The organism is Pirellulaceae bacterium, from assembly GCA_019636385.1.
GTDB lineage: Bacteria > Planctomycetota > Planctomycetia > Pirellulales > Pirellulaceae > Aureliella.
This window is the reverse complement of sequence record JAHBXT010000001.1, coordinates 373571-395362: the sequence shown is the minus strand read 5'-3', so window position 1 is coordinate 395362 and position 21792 is coordinate 373571. Positions and strand designations below refer to the sequence as shown.

The 21792-nt window shown below is 54.8% G+C and carries 14 protein-coding genes and 1 pseudogene; 8 read left to right on the top strand and 7 right to left on the bottom strand.

Annotation, left to right across the window (positions count from 1 at the left end):
* Positions 1-20: 20 nt before the first annotated feature.
* Positions 21-1142 (bottom strand): annotated as a pseudogene (locus tag KF752_01525) (galactose mutarotase).
* Positions 1143-1417: 275 nt separating this feature from the next.
* On the opposite strand from KF752_01525, the gene KF752_01520 reads away from it, so the two are divergent.
* Entirely contained in the window at positions 1418-1744 is a 327-nt protein-coding gene (locus KF752_01520) for a hypothetical protein (protein MBX3420214.1), read from the top strand.
* 210 nt (positions 1745-1954) lie between these two features.
* Here KF752_01520 and KF752_01515 read toward each other — a convergent pair whose 3' ends face one another.
* A complete protein-coding gene (locus KF752_01515; protein MBX3420213.1) occupies positions 1955-2632 on the bottom strand; it encodes a 7-carboxy-7-deazaguanine synthase QueE in 678 nt (225 codons plus the stop codon).
* Positions 2633-2703: 71 nt separating this feature from the next.
* Here KF752_01515 and queF point away from each other — a divergent pair, with 71 nt between their 5' ends.
* From queF to KF752_01485, 6 genes are all read left to right on the top strand, one after another.
* Entirely contained in the window at positions 2704-3081 is a 378-nt protein-coding gene (gene queF / locus KF752_01510) for a preQ(1) synthase (GenBank protein ID MBX3420212.1), read from the top strand.
* Positions 3082-3170: 89 nt separating this feature from the next.
* Complete coding sequence (locus tag KF752_01505; GenBank protein ID MBX3420211.1) at positions 3171-4187, top strand: sugar phosphate isomerase/epimerase; 1017 nt, start codon at positions 3171-3173, stop codon at positions 4185-4187.
* Positions 4188-4199: 12 nt separating this feature from the next.
* A complete protein-coding gene (locus KF752_01500; GenBank protein ID MBX3420210.1) occupies positions 4200-5672 on the top strand; it encodes a DUF1501 domain-containing protein in 1473 nt (490 codons plus the stop codon).
* A 59-nt stretch (positions 5673-5731) separates the two neighbouring features.
* Positions 5732-10348 (top strand): DUF1549 domain-containing protein, encoded by a 4617-nt coding sequence (locus KF752_01495; protein MBX3420209.1) that lies wholly within the window; start codon positions 5732-5734, stop codon positions 10346-10348.
* A 480-nt stretch (positions 10349-10828) separates the two neighbouring features.
* Entirely contained in the window at positions 10829-13918 is a 3090-nt protein-coding gene (locus KF752_01490) for a valine--tRNA ligase (protein MBX3420208.1), read from the top strand.
* 143 nt (positions 13919-14061) lie between these two features.
* On the top strand, positions 14062-15432 hold the full coding sequence (locus tag KF752_01485) for a PQQ-binding-like beta-propeller repeat protein (protein MBX3420207.1): 1371 nt from the start codon (positions 14062-14064) through the stop codon (positions 15430-15432).
* A 137-nt stretch (positions 15433-15569) separates the two neighbouring features.
* On the opposite strand, the gene glsA is transcribed toward KF752_01485, so the two are convergent.
* The 4 genes from glsA to KF752_01465 form a co-directional block, all read right to left on the bottom strand.
* Entirely contained in the window at positions 15570-16595 is a 1026-nt protein-coding gene (glsA, locus tag KF752_01480) for a glutaminase A (protein ID MBX3420206.1), read from the bottom strand.
* Entirely contained in the window at positions 16588-17364 is a 777-nt protein-coding gene (locus KF752_01475) for a MinD/ParA family protein (GenBank protein MBX3420205.1), read from the bottom strand. Before KF752_01475 ends, glsA begins: the two co-directional genes overlap by 8 nt.
* Positions 17365-17468: 104 nt before the next feature.
* The gene (locus KF752_01470) at positions 17469-17996 is read right to left on the bottom strand and encodes an FHA domain-containing protein (GenBank protein MBX3420204.1); all 528 of its coding nucleotides are present in this window, start codon (positions 17994-17996) and stop codon (positions 17469-17471) included.
* Between the two features lie 436 nt (positions 17997-18432).
* Entirely contained in the window at positions 18433-19920 is a 1488-nt protein-coding gene (locus KF752_01465; GenBank protein ID MBX3420203.1) for a hypothetical protein, read from the bottom strand.
* A 302-nt stretch (positions 19921-20222) separates the two neighbouring features.
* Here KF752_01465 and KF752_01460 point away from each other — a divergent pair, with 302 nt between their 5' ends.
* Complete coding sequence (locus KF752_01460) at positions 20223-20750, top strand: beta-hydroxyacyl-ACP dehydratase (GenBank protein ID MBX3420202.1); 528 nt, start codon at positions 20223-20225, stop codon at positions 20748-20750.
* Between the two features lie 8 nt (positions 20751-20758).
* Here KF752_01460 and hisH read toward each other — a convergent pair whose 3' ends face one another.
* Positions 20759-21391, bottom strand: a complete 633-nt coding sequence (hisH, locus tag KF752_01455) for an imidazole glycerol phosphate synthase subunit HisH (protein ID MBX3420201.1) — start codon at positions 21389-21391, stop codon at positions 20759-20761.
* Between the last annotated feature and the right edge of the window lie 401 nt (positions 21392-21792).

The window sequence follows — 21792 nt, the reverse complement described above, 5'->3', positions numbered from 1 at the left end:
TTTCCTTGTGTGTCCACAGTTGAAAAACTATACACAGTTTCTGAAGTAAATTGCTGGCCTGGCCTGAGAATCGTCGAGGGAAAATTAGCGTGATTGACTGAATCTGGAAAATGCTGTGTCTCCAGACAGCAAGCGCTTTGATGCGCGTATGTCTGACCGTTCTTACCGGTTTGCCCATTCAGAAAATTGCCCGAGTAAAATTGCACTCCAGGCTCACTGGTGGCGATCCTCAGTCGCCGACCACTGGAGTTGTCGGTGAGTACGGCCGCTAATCGCAACTTCTGACCCGCCAACGGCGCATTGAGCACATAATTGTGGTCGTAGCCTAGCGTGGCGGTTCCAACCAGTTGGTCAATGCGCTTGCCGATGGTGAGCGGTTGGCGGAAGTCCAGCGGCGTGCCTTCAACAGAACTGATCTTGCCGGTGGGTATGAACGTGTCGTCAACTGGAGTGTATTGGTCGGCATTCAATTGCAACGTATGGTCCAGTACGGTCGCGCTGCCAGCGCCGGCAAGGTTGAAATAGGCATGATTGGTTAGGTTTATTGGGGTAGCCTGATCCGTAGTGGCCTGATATCGAATGGTCAGTTCCGGCTGGTCAGCCGCCAAGCTATAGATCACTTGAATCGTCAGATTTCCTGGATAGCCCTCTTCGCCGTCTGGGCTGAGGTAAGAGAATTCAACCTGCTGACCCCGCTTGGTGTGCGAAGAGCGTGCCTTCCAAACCACTTTATCCAGGCTGCGCTTGGCTCCGCCATGTAAATGATTGGGCTCGTTGTTGATGGCTAAGGAATACTGCTTGTTGTCCAGCCAGAACTTGCCTTTTGCAATTCGATTGCAAACTCGACCAGTTGTGCAACCAAAGTACTGGTTATCGGCAGATTCGTAACCTGCAACATTGTCCCACCCCAGAACGACATCGGCCAGCTTTCCGTGGCGGTCGGGTGTGTGAAGTTGAACCAAAGTTGCACCGTAAGTCATCACTTGAACCGTCATCTGACTGTTCGTCAGGGTGTAAATCTCAACGGCCTGACCATCGGTGGTCTTTCCAAAAGGTTGAACTTTGGGGCCATCGGCCTGAATAGCTGACACCGTGACGCACGTTGCCATGAACATCGCATAGATCGCGCTTGATTGCCGCATAGCTGAAGCCCTTTAGTCAAGTATTATTTTGAGACGTAGAATTGATTCCGGAAATTGATAGTCAACTACTGTGAAACAAACTGAAAATCCATTATAATGAGCACCGCGATCGCGGTGAGACGGTGACGCACAGATAGCGTGGCAGTTTTGGCTGCAAGCTCGGATTTGTTTCTTTGTACCAACGGGGCGAGCGATGGTGTCGACTGAGTCTAATGACTCTTGGTCGCAGTGTTTTCTCCGCTCGATTCGTCAATAAAACACGGGGAGATTTCATTATGGTGGTGCGTGCTACGACCGCTCGACCCAAACCCATCAAGGTCCGTTCTGGAGCGAAAGCTACCGCCCGAGTGAAAGCCGCCAAACCCGCCCCTACCAGCGGTGTTACCGCCACCAAGCCTGTCCGACGTCGAACTAAAGTGGAAACCCGAACCCGCGTCTACTGGGCCGTCTTCAATCCAGACCTCAAGCGGGTGGCCGTATTTGAATTCGACCAACGCGCCGAAGCCGATAAACGTGCTGCCAAGCTGACCGAATCCTCTGGTGGTGAGCACTTTGTGCAGAAGATCAAAGCCATCGTCCAGGTCGAGCCCCAACCCGCCTAACTTCGGCCTGCATCTGTTTCGTGCCTGACCGCCAGCCCTGTGCTCGCATTCTGTTGGCAGTTTCATCGTCGCTCATAGCTTGGCTTAGCTCGGCCGCTTTCTATTCGATTTTGAGTATCTATTGGCCTCTGCGAAACCGTGGCAGACTCTGCAAGAGGAGCTGTCGAGGTCGCAGAGATTTCTTGAGATCAGGCAACGCTACGTGATCGGCTACGTTCCACGGCGATTGCCGAACCAATAGATGTGCTGGCGAGGGCAAAACTGCAGGCCATGCTGCTGACACCAGGGGATTAGCCACTGGGCGCGCTGATCAAGATCTTGCCTGTCGGTGCCTTGAGGCATGAGCAAGACTCGCTGGGGGTCCCAATTTCCTAATGTTCGCAAATAGTCGAGCACCTCGCGGGCATCGTCGGGTGTGTCGACGACGAACTTCAGTTGATAGGGCTTCTGCATCATGTGGCGCACGACATCCAGGCGTTGGCGTCGCTGTTCGTGTCGGGTCGGCCAACTACCACTTGTTGTTGGTGCCGACCTAGTGAGCTTGGGGCTGATCGACCATAAATCCACCTGGGCAGCGTGCCAGATGGTGCCTGCCGTTTCAATCGTCAAATGGTATCCGGCCGCCTGAAGTGCGTGGGATAATTCGACTACCGAACCCCAGATCATCGGCTCGCCACCGGTCAGCACGACGTGCCGCGCGTCCTGGGTTTGAACCTGTCGGACAATATCCTCTACCGTTCGGTAGTCACCTTCTGGATGCCACGATGCGAAGGGGGTATCGCAAAACCAACATCGCAAGTTGCAGCCGCTGGTACGGACAAATACGCTGGGAGTTCCAGTCAACAGGCCCTCTCCCTGTCGACTGTGGTAGATTTCGCAGATGCGCAGCCGAGCCCCCTTTCGATCTGACAATTCCGACTGCATACTGGCCAACCTATAGGTTCATTCACGCCGAGGAGATGTTACTGGTGAGCACGCCGTTTCAAGAACAACTGGAAGTATTCGACAACAGTTTTCCGGGCCGACAATACGAAATCGAGATTACGTGCCCCGAGTTCACTTCGATGTGTCCCAAAACGGGCCAGCCCGACTTTGGGACGCTGATATTTCGCTACGTGCCGGATGGCCTCTGCGTCGAGCTGAAGAGCCTCAAATTATACCTGCAAAAATTCCGCAACGAGGGTATCTTCTACGAGAACGTCACCAATCGTATCCTGGACGACTTTGTAGCGGTTTGTAAGCCGCACAAAGCCACGTTGGAAAGTCACTGGGGCGCTCGCGGTGGCATCACGTCGATTATTCGCGTGCACTACCAGGCTTCCAGCGGTACAACGTAAGGCGAGAATCCAATGCGCGTGTACAGATTAGTACACTATATGGCTGCGGGCCTCAATCGCTGGTCTCTGCTCACTCACAAGGAAAAAGCATCGTGACGCAACCACAAGTCATCCTCAGCGGCTTTGCCGATGAAGCCGCCAACGACAAGTTGGCTGTTCAGCAATTTGCTGCACTGGCTGCCGCCGGCCTGCAGTATTATTCGATACGCTTTATCGACGTTGGTAGTGGCGTTAAGAATTCGATGGACCTGACCAAGCAAGAGCTGAAGCAGGTCGTCAAAATGCAGCACGAATATGGTTTGAGTGTGGCCACCGTCGGCTCACCCATCGGCAAGGTCAAGCTGCTGGATGTTGATGATGGAAGCTCGAATCGGTTCATCCCTTTCAAGCAGTACTTGAGCAAGAACGTACAACACGCCTGCGACGTGGCCAATACATTGGGCACCAAGCTACTGCGCGGATTCTCGTTCTATCATCCCCAGGGTACGGCTCCTGAGCAGCATTTGTCGCAAGTAAGCGACCAGGTGGGTGAAATTGCCAACCTGTGCGCCAAGAATGGCTTGGTGTTTGGCTTGGAAGTCGAAGCCAATTTGGTGGGGCAAACCGGCAAACTGTTAGCGCGAATTCATCAACAGGTCAAACATGCCAATTTGGTGCTGATTTTCGACGGTGCCAATCTGGTGTGCCAGGGTATGACGCCTGACGAGGTATTTGCCGAGTACTTGGCAATGAAACCAGGATTGGGCTGGCTGCACATCAAAGATTATCGTCACGACAGCGCAGCGGGCCGTTTGGCTCACATCGACGAGGCGTCGCTCAAAAACTTTGTGCCCGCCGACATCGGCGATTCTGGCCACGAAGCTATTCTGCGCGACCTGCTAGGCGATCTGCCGCGTTTGGACAAGCGCATGAAAAAACTGGGCGCACCCGGCGTGATCCTGGACTTGGAGCCGCACGTTAAAGGCGGGGGGCAATTCGGCGGATTTAGTGGTCCTGATGGATTTGGCGTCGCCCTACGCGGACTGTGCCGAGTTTTAGAGTACATTGGTATCGACTACCATTTAACCGATTTCAATGATATTCTTCGTCGTCGTGAACCACGTTAGCCGAGAGGCCTTATGAACGGTCGCCGCTGGGAAACCAACAACAGCGGTTGGTTGCATCCGCAAATGGCTCGTCGTACGGCCATACAGGTGGGCTCGATTGGAATTTTGGGCCTGGGCAGCAATCATCTGGTAGGCCTGCAGCAAGCCAAGGCAGTGGAGTCTCAAACGGATGGCTTCGGTAAAGCCAAGTCCTGCATCTTCATCTTTCTGTCTGGTGGGCTAGCGCAGCACGAGAGCTTTGACCTCAAGCCTCTGGCACCCGAGGAAATTCGTGGCGAATTTCGGCCCATCGCCACGCGAACTCCAGGAATTGAAATCTGCGAACATCTCCCGCTGTTGGCCGAGCGTAGTCACCTGTGGGCATTGTGTCGTTCGCTGACGCATTCATCGAACGATCACTCGTTGGGCCACCATATCATGCTGACCGGCCGTAGCGAAACGCCCAGCGGCTTTCAGCCCAACGCGCCCAGTCCGACAGATTATCCATCGTTGGTGGCGGTGGCTCAGCGACAATTGCAATCGCGAAACAATCTGCCGCCTGCCGTCGTTATCCCCGAGCGACTGGTGCACAGTACCGGCCGCGTGATTCCCGGTCAGAGTGCCGGGCAGATGGGATCGCAACATGAGCCGTGGTTCATCGAAGCAGCGTCGTTTCACAATTCTTCCTACGGCGCGTTCCCCGAATACAGTTTCGATCACCAGCAGCGCGGACATGTCGATCCGCGGGTATTTCAAGCTCCGCACTTGGCGCTGCCGCACGGGTTGGGCCTGCGCGAGGTCAATGGTCGCTTGGAATTGCTAAGCCTGTTGCAGCGTCAACGCCAACAGCTCGATCATATGGCATCGACGCAGCAGTTTGATCGCTTGCGCCAAGCAGCAGTGTCATTGCTGACCGATCGCCAATTGCACGAGGCATTCGAGGTAACTCAAGCGGATCCGGCGACTCAGGAGCGCTACGGGGCCAACGCCTTCGGCTGGTCGTTGCTAATGGCGCGGCGGTTGGTCGAGGCCGGTATACAACTGGTGCAGGTCAACCTGGGCAATAATGAAACGTGGGATACGCACGGCAACGCCTTTCCGCATTTGAAAGACCGCTTGTTGCCGCCGCTGGACCGGTCGTTGTCGGCTCTGTTGGACGATCTGCACCACTCCGGGCAACTGGACGAAACGTTAATCGTCATGGCGGGCGAGTTTGGACGCACTCCCCGAATTACACTATTAGACAAGCACTACAAGCTGCCCGGTCGAGATCATTGGGGTGCCGTGCAGTCGGTCTGGATGGCCGGTGGAGGAGTGTGCGGCGGTCGCGTCGTTGGGGCTTCCGACGCTCACGGTGGCTATCCCACCGATCAACCCGAGAAGCCAGAAAACTTTGCAGCTACTATTTATCATGCTCTGGGCATTCCCGCCAACGCCACATGGCATGACAGCCAGCAGCGGCCTCACGCCGTGTACTACGGACAGCCCATCGCTGGACTGACCTGAACGCCAGACCCTTTCCACACCAGACTTCGTCAAACCTACCTGAGTTGAGTCCACTGCTGATGCGACTTCAGAAGATTCTGTTACGAGCCTGGCTGGGCGCAATCTGCAGCCTGAATTGTGCAGCCAGCGCAATGGCTCAGGTATCAGAGGTGCATCATCGTGCCTGCCGACCCGGTGAGACGACGCTGATCCAATTGACAGGCAAGGAGCTAAACAGTGGCTTACGTGTGACAAGCAGTCGTCCAGATTGCACTGTTTCCGTTCAGTCAGTAACCGCCGAATCGGCTACTGTCGCAATTACGCTACCTGAAGCTTCAAGGCTGGGATCGTTAGCTCTCTTTGCCGCGACAAGTCATGGACCGGCTGAACCGTGGATGATGCTGGTCGATGATCTGCCGCTCGTGGCGAGTGTCTCCGATCATGATTCTCGGGAACATGCTCAAGATATTCCCGCGCTGTGCGCGGTATCTGATGTGTGTCGTCACAGCCAGGGCTGTTTCTATCGTATCTCGGTCGCCTCTGGCCAGCGCATCGCCATTGAAGTGTTGACGCAGACGCTGGGCTCACCAATGGACCCTGTGTTGCGTCTGCTGGATAGCGCTGGAAAACCGGTATTGGAAGTTGACGATGACGCAACTGGTCCGGAAGCTCGGCTGAGCTACCAATTCTCCCAAGCTGGCCAATTCACCATTCATGTTCGCGACAGCCGCTTTGCAACCGGCGGTCGTTTTCATCTGCGCGTTGGAGATTTTCCGCTGCTGTCTCATGCCCAGCCGCTGGCCGTTCGCCGCGGCGAGTCAACACAGGTTCAGTTCGTAACATTGGATGGCAGTATAGCGGAACCACATTGGGTTGCCTTGCCGGCCAGCCACACGCAGACTCGTCATGATGTTGCTACCCGGTCGCCGGGCGGTCAATCGTCAGCCTGGACATCGGTACAGGCGGTCGATGCGGCAGTTCTATCTGCCAGTGATCTGTCTTCTGATGCAGTGGTCGTTGCGCCGGTTTCCATCAGCGGTCGCTTGGCAGAGACAGGAGCCAGTCAACGCATTGGCCTGCAGGGAGTCCCCGGAAAAACTATACACGTTCACAGTTATACGCGCAGCCTGGGGTGTCCGACTCTCCTCAAAATGCAACTACTGAATGCAGCGGGTCAAACCGTAGTCGAAACGGCCGTTGCCAATGATGACGAGTGGCATTTGGCTTACCAATTCGCCGACGACGGACGCTACACTTTACAGCTTCAGGATTTATTGGGGCGCGGCGGCGCAAGCTTTAGCTATCTGGTCAATATTCTACCGCATGATGGCTACACTTTGGCGTTCAAAGGTGACGCCAAAACGCCCTTGCAGTTCGCCTTGCCAGTCCAGCGCGGTGCGATGGCATTGGAACTATTGGTCCAGCGCTTAGGTTATGACGGGCCAATTTGTTTGGAGCTGGTGGGACCACCGGCGGGCATTACGATTTTGAATCCGGTGATTCCTGCGGGTGCCACGGAATCAAGGATCTATCTGACGGCTGGTCCTGAGTGGCAAGCTGAACAGTTACAACCTGTGCGGTTGTTAGGTCGAGCTATGCTCAGCGCACAGGTTGCAACCGAGGTAAGCAATTTGAGCATGCTACGTGCCCGACAACCTCATGTGCTTTATCCATCCCATGATATACAGGGGCAGTTACTGTTGGCAGGCACCGACAAGTCCTCGCCTGTGGTTGGGCTCAATGCAACACACCCCATTCAACTCGCGCGTCCCTTGAAGCAGTTCACTTTCGAATTGACATTGCAGCGTTTGTCAGAAGATTTCAAAGGCGCAGTGACACTGCTACCCAATCGTCTGCCCGGCGGATGGTCGGGGACATTTAACATAGAAGGTGAAAAAGTTACCGCCAGTTTATCTCGCGAGTCATCAGATTCTGTTGAGCCCAATGAGCTAATTGTGTTGGTTTTCGGAGAGCATCAAGGGCGAGGGTTCATCGAAACCATCGCTCTGCCCGTGACTTGGTTCGATCCGGTGCACATTGATGTCACTGGTCCGCGATCAATCGTGGCTGGCAGCACGGCTATTCTGAATATCAATGTAAAGCGACACGCGCCGGCTCAAGAAATACAGCTTGAATTCAACGACTTGCCTGTCGGTGTTACCCCACTGCAACAACTCACACTGTCCGCCGACCAAACGCAGGCGACGGTCCAGGTGCCAATTCCTGCCGACATGCCGGCCGGAGACTTCAAGCTCGGGTTTACTGCACATGCACATTACGGAGGTGACTCCATTTCGCTGTCCGGACGGTCGTCGTGCACGCGCGTCGTGCCCAAGCCTGCGCGAGTGGAGGTTTACCCCGATCCGCTTATCTTGGATCACAGCCAAGCTACTCGACAACTGGTCATCACCGCTTTTGATGCTGCAGACAAGCCCTACGACTGGACCGCATTTGCTGAAATCGTTTCCGCCAACAGCCTAATCGCTGAAGTCCGCAGCAGCCGCATTTTCTCCGTAGCAGATGGGCAGACAGAAATCAAAGTAATTGCTGGCGGAATTGAGCACAGCGTAGCTGTAATCGTGTCCAACCAACAGATTGCTGGGCCCGTGCGATTCGAGTCGGAAGTGCTGGCTGCTTTGTCCAAGCAAGGTTGTAATTCGGGTGCCTGCCACGGTTCGCCTAGTGGTAAAGGCATGTTTCGGTTGTCGCTACGGGCCTTCGATCGAGAGCTCGATGAACTGACATTGATCCGCGAAGAGTATGGTCGTCGGGTTAATTCTGTTGAGCCAGAGCAAAGTTTGCTGTTGCTTAAGCCGTTGATGAAGGTCAGTCACGGTGGTGGTCGGCAATTGCGCACCGATGATCCCGCTTACCGCGTACTGCGTAATTGGATTGAACAGGGGGGCCGGCCCGATCCTCCCGATACTCCGCGCTGCGTGCGATTAGAGGTTTTCCCGAACAGCAAACGTATCTTGGCCGAGACCGACGGCAGGCAGCAACTGTCCGTCACCGCACATTTCGCAGATGGCTCGCAGCGTGATGTGACCGACTTGGCTGCCTACCAGTCGTCCAGTGAATCGATAGCTGCGGTCGACACTGCAGGAGTGATACGCGCGCACGGGCGCGGCGAGGCGGTGATTCTAGTTCGCTTCTTAGAGCATATCGAATCATTGCCGCTACTGGTCATCGACTCTGATTCAGAGTTCCAATGGACACCGCTCCCGCCGTCCAATTACATCGACCAGTTGGTGTACGACAAATTACAACAGATGCAGATCAGGCCTTCAGAAACTTGCAGTGATTCCGAGTTTATTCGCCGGGTCTATTTGGATTTGATCGGGCTGCTGCCCGAGGTGGATCAAACCCGAGATTTCTTGGAAGACGAGCGATCAGATAAACGTCAACGCTTGGTCGACCAACTTTTGCAGCGCGACGAGTACGCCCGCTTCTGGGCGCTCAAATGGGGCGATCTATTGAAGTTAACCAGCAAAGCATTGGGTGCCGACGGAGCTTACAAATATTCTCGCTGGTTGGAGCGCGCCATTCGAGAAGACATGCCTTATGATCAGTTCGCTCGACAATTGATTACGGCCAGTGGAAGCACTTTGGCCAATCCCCCCGCCAATTTTTATCGCGCCGCAGCGGATGCCAGCGAATGCGTCGAAACGGTGTCACAGGTTTTCTTAGGTGCCCGATTGCAGTGCGCCAAGTGCCACAATCATCCGTTCGAGCGCTGGACGCAGGATAATTACTATGGACTGGCCGCGTTTTTTAATCGCGTCCAGCGTCGCTCAACCCAACGGCCTGGTGAAATGTTTATCTGGAGCGACTCAACTGGCGAAGTCATTCAACCGCGCACCGGCCAGACGATGCAGCCATGGCTGCCTGGCCACGGCCTGGACAATCAGTCGCCGGCTCAGGATCGACGAGTCATGTTGGCCGATTGGTTAACATCTGCCAGCAATCCTTTCTTTGCCTACGTCGGTGCGAATCGACTTTGGAGTCACATGTTTGCCCGTGGATTGACTGAGCCAGTCGATGATTTCCGCGCTTCCAATCCGGCCACGAACCAACCACTGCTGGAATCACTAGCACAGGATTTTCGCGATCACGGCTATTCCGCCAAACATGTGTTGCGAACGATTGCCAACAGCCAGACCTATCAGGCCAGCAGCCAGACCAACACATCCAACCACGGCGACATCAACTACTTCTCCCATCAAGTACCCAGATTGTTGAAGGCTGAACCGCTCTTGGATGCCATCAATCATGTGACTGGAGTCCATCAAACCTTTGGTTCGTTGCCTGCTGGCACGCGAGCGACTCAATTGCCAGCTCCCGACCTGGTGCCGGTTGATTTCTTGAAGGTCTTTGGTCAGCCCGAACGAAGCACCGTGTGCGCCTGTGAGCGCGGATCAGATTCCAACCTTGCTATGGCCATCGAACTGTTCAACGGGCCGCTCATACACCAGCGACTGCAAGATTCCGGCAACCGCTTCCGAAAACTCTTGGCCGCTGGAAGTTCCGTCGACCAGATACTTGATGAGTTGTATCTCGCTGCGTTATGTCGCACCGCTAGTCCAAGCGAGCGAACTGCCTCGCACCAACACATTCAAACCCGCAACGACACCGCCGCCGGCCTAGAGGATGTCTGCTGGGCGCTGCTGAATACCGACGAATTCTTGTTTCAACACTGATTCATCAACGACAAAATTTCACAAAGTCCCTCAACGGCTTGTCGTTGTGTCCGCTGAGGATTTCGTAGTTTGTGCTTGGCTATCGACCGGCTACCGTCCTGACCAGCGCAGGAGCCTGTCCAGAAAATGGCCTGTTGCAATACAAACGCCGCCAGACTCAGGGAATAGGCACTTTCTGCCCGCGAGATTCCAGTTGGACCGGGAGTTCCTCAATAGGAAGTCTGTCCAGTCTCAATTGCTGAGAGTATGATTTTCGCTTCTATGGCTCGTCGAAGATTTTGCTCGCCGATTCCATTTTATTAATGGTTGTGAATTGTCCGCCGCTCTTCGTACAGCTCGTCCGTGCCGCCATGAAAGCTTGGCACATTGTCAGGCTGTGCGGAATGACACATGTATCGCGCACCAGCCGGCGACCAGAATCTGGCCAGGGTAGCCACTTTCAGAACGCTTCACTGCAACTCGAACCTATACCACTGAACTATGAGTCAAACTGCGGATTCGATTCCTAATCGCTTTGAATTTCAAACGGCATGTCGTGATATCTATGCCGCCTGGGAGGCGGATGGTTGCTTTCATGCCGAAGTCAATCCAGATCGGCAGCCGTACACAATCGTCATTCCACCACCCAACGTTACCGGTGCATTGCATTTGGGGCATGCTCTGAACAATACGCTGCAAGATGTACAGATTCGCTGGCATCGCATGCGGGGCTATGAAACGCTGTGGGTTCCTGGGACGGATCATGCTGGCATTGCTACGCAAGCCGTGGTCGAAAAGCGTCTTAAACAAGATGAGAATAAATCGCGTCATGACTTGGGCCGCGAAGAGCTAGTGCGTCGGATTTGGCAGTGGAAAGCGGAGTATGAAACGCGAATCCTCAATCAACTGCGCAGCATGGGCTGTTCGTGTGACTGGCAACGCACCCGATTCACATTGGACCAGATGTGCGCTCGAGCCGTTCGCACCACCTTCTTCGATCTGTTTCGCCAAGGTCTGATTTATCGCGGCAAGCGTTTGGTCAACTGGGATACCTATTTACAAACTGCTGTCAGCGACGATGAGGTATTTCACCAAACGGTCAAAGGACACTTCTGGCATTTTCAATATCCGATCATTAATCCCCCGTCGGGTGGTCCTACGCATGTGACGATCGCTACAACGCGACCGGAGACCATGCTGGGTGACACAGCGGTCGCCGTGCATCCCGATCCCGAAGCGGCGCTCAATCATGCCATCGCCCAGGCTGAGGAAAAACTGTCTGTAGCGCTCGCCAAAGATCGCGCGGTGGTGCAGCAACAATTGGACGATCTGCGGCAGCGCAAGACCACGCATCTTCCGCTATTAAAGACACTGGCAAACATGGCTCGTGCCGGTGTCAAATTGCGACTGCCGCTGGCCGATCGTGAGATACCTTTGGTGGCAGACCCGTGGGCCAAGCCGGAAATGGGCAGTGGTTGCGTCAAGATCACGCCGGCACATGACCCCAACGACTACGAAGTTGGCTTGCGTTGCCAATTGCCAATCATCAACATTCTTAACCCCGATGGCACCTTGGCAGCGACAGCGGGCAAGTATCAAGGTATGAAACTGGCTGCAGCTCGCAAAGCGGTATGCGACGATCTAGATGAGTTGGGTCTGCTGGTCCGAGTTGAGGATCGCGAAATTGACCTGGCGCACAGCGATCGCAGCAAGACGCCCATCGAACCTTATCTGGCGGATCAGTGGTTCGTGAAAATGGAGCGCCTGGCGCAAGCGGCGATGGACGCCGTCAGCAATGGTCGCGTCAAGATATTTCCACAGCGCTACGCGAAAGGTTATCTGGACTGGTTGAGCGAAAAGCGTGATTGGCCAGTTGGGCGGCAACTGTGGTGGGGGCATCAGATTCCGATTTGGACCAAAGGCTTCGACGACGAACTTGCCGCACAGGCCGAAGTCCAGCGCATCAACAGGCTGGTTGCCGCAGGTCAGGACCAATTACAAGCTGCCATTGAGCACCCAGCCACAGTCCATGTCTGTATTCGCGATGAAGGCGATGCTCACGAAGCTGCCCTCCAAGCACAGGGCTATCAGCGTCAGGCCGATGTGTTGGATACGTGGTTTAGTTCAGCGTTGTGGCCGCATTCGACTTTGGGTTGGCCAGACGAAACGCCTGAATTGCAGTACTTCTATCCCACCAGCGCGCTGATTACTAGCCGTGACATCATCACGCTATGGGTAGCGCGGATGGTGCTGATGGGACTGAATAATGTTGGAGAAGTTCCGTTTCGCGAGGTGTTCATTCATCCCAAGATTCTGGATGGCTATGGCGAAACGATGTCCAAATCCAAAGGCAATGGGGTCGATCCAATCGACGTGATCGACAAGTTCGGTCCCGACGCGCTGCGTTTTGGACTAGCTTGGCTGGCTACTGAGACTCAGGATGTCCGCATGCCTGTTCAGTTCGAATGCCCACATTGCCAAGCACTGTTGAATCAGACACATCAGAATCGCGAGCTGCCGGTCATCGAGTGTCCCAAGTGTCACGGCAGTTTCTCGACGCAGTGGGCCAAGACGGAACAGCAGCGCGCACACCCGCGCGGACCGGTTGTCAGCGAGCGCTTTGAAATGGGCCGCAACTTTTGCAATAAGCTGTGGAACGCTGCGCGGTTTGTGATGATGCACTTGGACGGTTATCGGCCGGTGGCACTCGATGTCCAGTCGCTGCCGTTGGAGGATCGCTGGATTCTGTCGCGGTTGGCAACTACCACGCAGGCAACTACCGAAGCGCTACAGCACTATCAATATGCTGACGCCGCCCGGCTGATGTACGACTTTGCCTGGGATGAGTTCTGTTCATATTACGTAGAAATGGCCAAGCCGCGATTGCAAGACGCGGCGCGCCGCGCAGCGACTCAGCAGGTATTGATTCACACGCTGGACAGCTTGCTAAGGCTGCTGCAGCCGATGATTCCATTTATTACCGAAGCGATCTGGCAGCAGCTGGCGCAGTTCGGACTGCAGCGCAATCTGGACCGCCAGTTGGAAACTCGAAAATGGTTGATGCAATCAGCCTGGCCTGAAGCTGACGCAGCCCATCAGGACCGCGAGATTGAAGGCCAGTTCGCGCGCTTCGTTTCGGTCATCAATGCCCTACGGGAACTGCGTTCCAGCCAGAACATTCCACCTAAAGAGTCCGTAGAATTTACGGTGACCTGCGACCAACAAACCGCCGACTTGCTGCGACCTATGGACTCGTTTTTTGTGGCGTTAGCCAAAGCCAACTGTCGTGGCTTGGGGAGTAATGTACCTCAGTCCGAAATGCCTGCAAGTCTGACCGTGGATGGGCTACAAGTCACGGTAGACTTGGGGCAATTCATCGATTTGGACGCCGAGATCGCCCGCAACGAAAAATTAGCAGAACAATTGTCCAAGCAAATTCAAGGCAAGCGGACCAAGCTGAGCAATGAATCGTTTGTCCAGCGAGCACCTGCCGACGTTGTTGACAAAGAGCGGCAAGCATTGGCTGAACTGGAACAACAGCGAGCAACGGTCGCAGTCGCGCTGGAAAAATTGAGAGCGGCAGAAATGTAGCTGCCGTCGCCAGGCGGTGGATAGCCGGCACGACCACCGTCGGGCGATGCTGACTACGATACCTGTGCAATTGCCACACGCCATAACACGGCGAAGATAACAAAACACACTCACTCCAAGGAAATTTCCACAGGATAATTGCCATGACAAATCAACCTATTGAAAGCTGGCGCACGTTAATTTGCTGGATGCGGGCACAGTTTGTGCGCGGTACACGATGGCTGGCTGTTGTCGGCTGCGTGATGAGTTCAATGGCTCGCGCCGACTGGCCGCAGTTTCAAGGACCAACACGCAACGGGCACTCTCCTGAAACAGGATTACTGACCGCATGGCCAGAAGCTGGGCCGTCATTGGCGTGGACCTTTCGTGGGGCAGGTTTGGGCTATTCCAGTCCCGCCGTCGTTGACCAGCGCATTTACTTGAGCGGTGCGCAGGGTGAGACGGAAAAACTGCTGTGTCTGGATGCCAACACCGGTCAACAGCTTTGGGCCACCGATATCGGGCCGAAATTTGATTTTGAGGGTAACTCTTGGGGTGGCGGTCCGCGCTCCACAGCCAGCGTGCATGATGGCTTGGTCTATGCCTTGGGAGGTGGTGGCAACCTGATCTGTGTGGATGCGGGCTCAGGCGCATTGAAATGGAGCAAACACATGATGCAGGATTTGGGCGGCCAGGTGAACCCGATCGGTGGCGGCCCCGGTTCTAAACCCGGCGAAGCCAGAATCGGTTGGGGCTACAGTTGGGCACCGCTGGTCGATGGCGAACAACTGATCTGTTTTCCCGGTGGAGCGCAGGGGGCGCTGGCCGCACTGGATCGCAAGACCGGTCAACCTTTGTGGCGCAGCCAGCAGTTTACGGCTGAAGCCACGTACGCTTCGCCCATCGTGGCCGAGATTGCCGGAGTGCGTCAGTACATTGTGCTGCACAACGCTGGACTGACCGGCATCCAAGCCGATAATGGGCACTCCTTGTGGAACTGGGAAAAGAGTTATCCCGACGTTGTCATACCCACTCCCATCTACACTCCCGGTCAGATTTACGTCAGCGCAGGCGGCAATCCGTCGACCTGCGGGCTGGTGAAAATCACCCATGGCACCGACGGTTTTTCCGCCGAAATGACCTACGCCAGTAAGGCCACTCGGGTTATGAAGAATCAGGTGGGCGGCAGTGTTGTGATTGGCGACTTCGTGTACGGCTACTCTGACAAGACGGGCTGGGTCTGCCAAGAGTTGCACAGTGGCGATCAACGTTGGGCGGCCCGCGGAGTACTGAAAGCCGGATCACTGATTACTGCCGAGGGGCTGCTGTATTGCTACGATGAAGACAACGCCGAAATAGCGCTCGTTGAAGTCAACCCAGACAAGTTTGTGATGAAATCGAAATTCAAACTACCCGAAGAGTCCATGAATCGAGCCCCCAGTGGTCGAACCTGGACACCACCTGTCATCTCCAACGGTCACCTATTCCTGCGCGATCAAGAGCTGCTATTCTGCTATCGCATTGAGCGGCAGTAGATGAAGCCGTTTGGGGAAAGCGACTTCCGCTACTGGTCGGCATCAACGATGCTCACGCGCCCAGCCGCCCGCTCCTTGGTCATTCTACTGTGTCCCTACGGACGGACACGTACTGGTCAATTACGGCGCAGGGCCACTCAAGCGGTTTGTGGCGAGAACTGGTCGAGGATCGAGTTGCCGCCCGAGCGGCCTTCAAAGATGTGCAGCTTGAATTTTTCAGCCAGTTCCTGGCAAGCCTTGATGCCTCGTACGCTGTTGCCTTTGGCGTCCAGTCGTGGCGAGTAGGTTCCGATGCCGACTTTGCCTGGCACAACCGCCACGATGCCGCCACCGACGCCACTCTTGGCCGGAATGCCTACGCGATAGCCCCACTCGCCGGCAAAGTCATACATGCCGCAACTGTACATGACACTTAGCAAATCCTTGACGTACTCCTCATCAACTGCCCGCTGACCGGTGATGGGATTGATGCCATCATTGGCCAGGGTCGCTCCCATGACCGCCAGATCGTGACAGGTCACCAACAGACTGCACTGCTGGAAATAAAGGTCCAGCGTTTCTTCCAACCGCGAACTGATCATGTCGAAATTCAACATCAGGTGGGCGATGGCCCGATTGCGATGACCGGTGGCCCGTTCGGAGGCAAACACGGAATTGTTCACATGCACTGGACGTCCACAGTATCGCTGGAACATTTCCAGCATCCGACCGACCCGCTCCGGATAGTCTTTCCCTTGTACCAGGTCGGCGGCGGCAATTGCACCGGCGTTGATCATGGGGTTGAATGGCCGATTGGATGACTCGTCCAGCGAAATGGTGTTAAAGGCTTCACCAACCGATTGCACGCCGATTTTGGTCAGCACCTTTTCGCGTCCATGATCTTCCAGGGCGAGCCCGAAGATGAATGGCTTAGAAACCGACTGAATCGTGAATTCGACATTGGCATCGCCGACATCAATCGATTGGCCTGCCACCGAAACCACCGAAATGCCAAAATGGTTGGGATCGGCCTTGAGCAGTTCCGGGATATAGCTGGCCACGTTCCCGTCCTGGTTTTCGCGCAAGTTTCCATGAATGGCCCGCAAGGTTTCCCGCAATGGCGAGGCGGCCGACTTCATTTTTCCCAGCAGGGCGTCTAGGTGCGTATCAAAACTGTTACCCATGGCAGGCATCCACCTTCGCTTCGGTCAGCAAGTCAGCTACATGTTGTATTTCAACGGTGAACGGATGTTCGGGAAAACGATTGATGAACACACCGCTACTGGCCAGTCGCACGATCTCGTAGTTGAGCGGAAACATGCCTACTACTTGCCGTTCGTAGGATGACTCCACTTTTTCCTTGAGCGTGTTGCGGTCCATGCCGGGCGGAATCTTGTTCAGCACCAGCCAGGGTTGAGCGACGCCCAATCGTTTGGCCAACTCCAAAGTGACGTAGATGCCCTGGAAATCTTGACTGTCAGGGCGCAGTATCAGAATGACTCGATCGGAAACCACGATCGATAACAGCGTCTCCTCGTTGACCCCGGGATGAGTATCGATCAGTAGGAAATCCAGTTCCAGCTTCTCGATTAACCGTTTGAAACCATCATTCAGCAGGGCTACATCATAGCCCTCTTTCAGCACGCGGCCAATTTCGCCCGTCTTAGTGCTGGACGGCACTAAAAACAGCTTGGGACGCCGCTCGTCGGGATTGGCCGCACCAATCGAAACGCTAGTGACGTCCACCGCCGCTTGCTCGATCTGACAACGGCCGAAAAGATAGTCGTTTAATGAATAGGCAATCGACTTTTCGTCCATCTGAAAAATCACGTGGACGCCTGGCGATTGAATGTCACAGTCGACAATTGCTACCCGTTTGCCCGCCTTGGCGATGGCGACACCCAGGTTAGCCGTCAAGTTGGATTTTCCAGTGCCACCACGATAGGAGTGCACAGATACAATTTTCCCCACCTGCTTACGATCTCCTTGAATTATTGCGATACTATTGCCCCCATCGGTGCCACGGCAAACTTCTGGTGGCTCGGTACGCGATGCGGCTAGTGCTCACTCGTAACTTGATCCGAATCATCACTCGATTTTCCAAACGGTCGCCTGTGTCGCGACTGACTCTGCAAGCGCTGAAAGGCCTCGGTTTCAGTGATCTTCGTCACCTCGTCAGCCAATTGCTCGCGATTGAAGTTCAAGAAGTCGAAGTCCATCGGCTGGAGGTTATCTAACGTCGCTGTCGGCATGTCCGTTGGAGCATCCTGAATCAAGATCTGCAACATCGGGCCGCTAGACCCCAACTGAAAAATGGTTCGATGCCCCAATTCCACGCGCTCGACGCGCGTACCTTGAATCCAAGTCCCGTTACGGCCACGCGATTCGAGAAACCACTGGCCTTCTTCGAGCACCAATTCAACATGCAGTCTCGAAACATGAGGATCTTCAACCGAAACGACGTTGTCTTTCGACCGGCCAATCGTGACCCGTTCGAGTGCTGAACAATCCCAACTCTGCAGTGGGTGCCCCAAGGCAGAATCCAGCAACTGAAGCTTTACTGATGGCGAAGCACTACTAGTCACGATATACGCTCACCGTTGCGAACCGCTCCATTACTCGGACGCTCAAGACCACCGCAATCGCCCCGAGAACAGACGGCCGAGCGACCCGTTGTCAGACTCGACCACCCTGTACGGGGAATTGGAACAGCTGGACTCCAGCTTCCGCGTCCGGGACGATTCGCTTGGCACAGGCCCTCAACCTCCTGAGACTCGACAGCAAGTTTAATCAAGCCACACTAGGCGCGTAAATCGCAGTTGTCGAAGTCAGTCGAGGTGTCTTAGATGCTGTAAACTGTGGTTAGCAAGTTTAGTCAAGCTAACCTAGACGGTAAACAAGGTCTATCGATAAACTGACCAGAAATCTGGTTTTCCTTGCGGCAGCTAGGCAGAGTGGCTAAATCAAGGGTTTCAGAGGCTGCCTTGTGTTTGACACGGAAAGCTAGCTGCATTTGGAGCTTCATAGCTCGAAATCGTCTCCGCTGGTGGAGCCTTCGCCATACAGTGGTAGGTGGCGGTAGTAGATTTCCAGAATCATGGTTGCTAAGGCTGTCTGATACAGTCGACCACCTTCTCGGCTGTCCAGGCCTTCGGGAACCCAGCTTCCGGCATCTCTTCCGTCTTTGACCTGCTTGGCGATCAGCGCGTCTCGCAGCCGGCTGTTCCAATTCTCCCAGTGGGGCGAGCCGTAGTGACGCATCACCTGTGTTGCATAATAGGTGTAGTACAGGTTGTCCAGTTGAGGGCCGAGTTGTTCCAGATACTGAACGCCTTTTTGAAGGCTCGGGTGACTTTTGTTCCAGCCTGAGTACATTCTGCACAGTAGTCCAATTGCCGTAGTGGCGTCAAAACGGTGCTGGCTATCAACACTGGGCGACCAAGCCATATAGCCGTACATGGTACCATCGGAGTTGCCAGCTTGATCCAAAAAGCGACCGGCTTGATGGGTGACATGAGGCGGCAGACCGATCCCTGCCATCTGCGCGCTCTTGAGCCCCATGATGCACCAGCCGACAACTGACGTGTCGCCGGGCTGTCGAGGTTCATAGCGCCAACCGCCACCATGTGGGTCTTGCGCGTAGATTAGAAAATTCACGGCTTGTTGAACGGGTAGTTTTAAAGCTTGATCCTGAGTAAGTGCGTAGGCTTCTGAGACAGCAATGGTGGCCAGTGCGTGCGAATACATCCAGGCCACCGGCGGCTCAAGCCATGAGCCGTAATTAGCCGACTGATTAACAGACATGCTGGCAATCAAAGAGCTCAGCCCAGCCGTGACCACGTGTCGATACTGTCCCTGCTGATGCGTATGACCAGCGCCCAGAAATGGCAGCAGGGCCATGGCGGTTGCTGCGTTCGTAGCATCAGCCAGCATGCCGAATTCACTTGTAGGACCGCGTCCGGCCAATCGATGGTCAAAGCTCCAGCCACCGGGCTTGTGACCGCCGCGCAACTGATGTTTGGCCAACCACGCGAGCGCCAATTGGACGGCGCGTTCGCTGTCTGCCGAGCCACCATACCGATTTAGCAGTTGCTGACGATCTTGTGACGAACGTCCGCTAAGCTGATTGGACAGTGCCTGAGCCAGGGTACCATCCAGAAGCGTGCGCGGCATGATTTGGTTGGTTAATTGTTCTAAAGGCGGCGCAGGTTGGCCGGCATCCTCCAACAGTGTTGGCGCGATGGCCGAAGCTGACTCGCTGAGCCACTGGACGACCGAAGAGGGAGACGTCGGCTGCGCGGGTTGGATCGGTTCCTGGGGCTGCTGGGCGTCCGCACCAATGCTGAACTCTTGTAGTTCAACGGGGCTTGGGTCGGCACCCAACCTCAACAGACCTAAATTTGGAGAGGATGGATCCAGCCGCATCAGCGCCAACACACACAGCAAAAATGCGTGAAGCACAAGGCTCAACAGCCAACTGGGAGCCGTGCGCAGCAGCCTGGAACTCATGGGAAAACGACCGTTGACGCAAGATTGGGAGAGCAATGAATCGCAACCTATTCAGGCTTTTCGTGTGCCGGAGCTACTGATATCATATAGGCCCCTGTCAGGGGAAGGCCCTGACACGATTTCGGAACCAAAACAACCGCATCCCTCTCTAATATCTCATATTGGATGACACATGACTAAGCCCCACCACAAGCTGAAGAAAGCCAATCACGGAGCACGACCCGCCAATGCCAAGGCTCGTAAGGCCAAGCGCAAGAAGGTTCGCACCTAGGTATAGATTCTAGGTTTTGCGGAGTTTTGCGGTGTCAACTCGCGATATTATCTTAGATCCAACTACGCTCGATTTGAACAATGTGATAGCGGATGCAGCCGAAATCCGCAAACACAATCGTCAGCGATTCGAGATGGAGCAACTGACGGCCATTGTCTTCGAAGACTTGGAGCGACACATCTGCGCGGGATACAAGGATGTCAAGTCGGACGAATTCTGGGTCCGGGGCCATATGCCCGACATGCCACTGATGCCAGGTGTGTTGTTATTGGAAGCTGCTGCTCAGATGTGCAGCTATTTTTCGCACAAATACGACTTGTTAGGCTGCGAGATTGTTGGCTTTGGAGGTTTAGAAGAAGTTCGCTTTCGCGATTCAGTCTTTCCAGGCGACAAGTTGATCGTCGTCTGCCAAATGAGCAAGCTGCGACGTGGCCGAATCGTCATCACCAAATTTGAAGGCTTCGTTGGAGAGACGTTGGTCGTCGAGGGAATTCTAAAAGGTGTCCCCATTCCGATTGAATTTGTCAACCATCAGATAGCGGCCAGGCTTGCCCACTAAGCCACGCGTCATAGTCCGCCAAAATTCTGCAATAAGCGCAGGCCGCTGGACTGGCTCTTCTCCGGGTGGAACTGAGTGGCAAACAGGTTGTCGCGCCACACGGCAGCGCAAAACGGCTGGCCATACTGAGTCTCTAGCCATACCACCTCAGACTGGGTCGGCACCACATAGAAACTATGGACAAAATAGAAATAGTCCTGAGGTGGGATGCCGGCCAGTAGCGGGCAGTTCGCCTGGCGCTCGACTACTTGATTCCACCCCATATGTGGAACTTTTAGTCTCTGGTCGCCGGTAAACGGAGGTCCGTCAAACCGCTGTACTTGGCCGGACAGAACTCCCAAGCCGGTGTGAAGTCCACCTTCATGGCCGACCTCAAACAACAATTGCAGTCCCAAACAAATGCCCAGAAACGGCTTGCCAGCCTGAATCGACTCGACGATCGGTTGGTCCAATTGACGCTGACGAAGCTCTCGGATTGCTTCTCCAAAACCTCCCACACCTGGCAAAATCACCTTGTCAGCACGACGAATCGCATCCGGGTCACTAGTGACGAACGCTGAATAGCCCGTGGATTCCAACGCTTTTTGAACGCTGCGCAGATTGCCCATTTGGTAGTCGACGATGGCAATGGAAGGCGACATCCAGAGGTGCTTTAGCTGGGGCGAATTGTGTCCATGAAAAAATGGCGACAGCGGCCGACGAATTATGCACGCCCGGCAACTGGATGCAACACCAACGGCGGCTGTTCGCGTGATTGAGCCACTACTTGGACGCCCGTATTGTCGCTGATGTTCGGAGAATTTCCCGTCAGCAGTTTGGCCATTTGGCGGGTCCTTAGTAGGAACGTACCGCGAGCCGCGCGCATGTCAAAAACAGTCTGGCAGGGGGCATTTCCAGCATAAAACGCGCCAAAATGGGTTAGGCAGAAGCTAAGATTTACGATATATGTATCGCTGGCTCGCCCCAATAGGTGGTGTTACGTGATGTCTTCAATGACCACTCACGTGCCAGAGTTTGGCAAGTACAGGCACTTGCCTGGCTG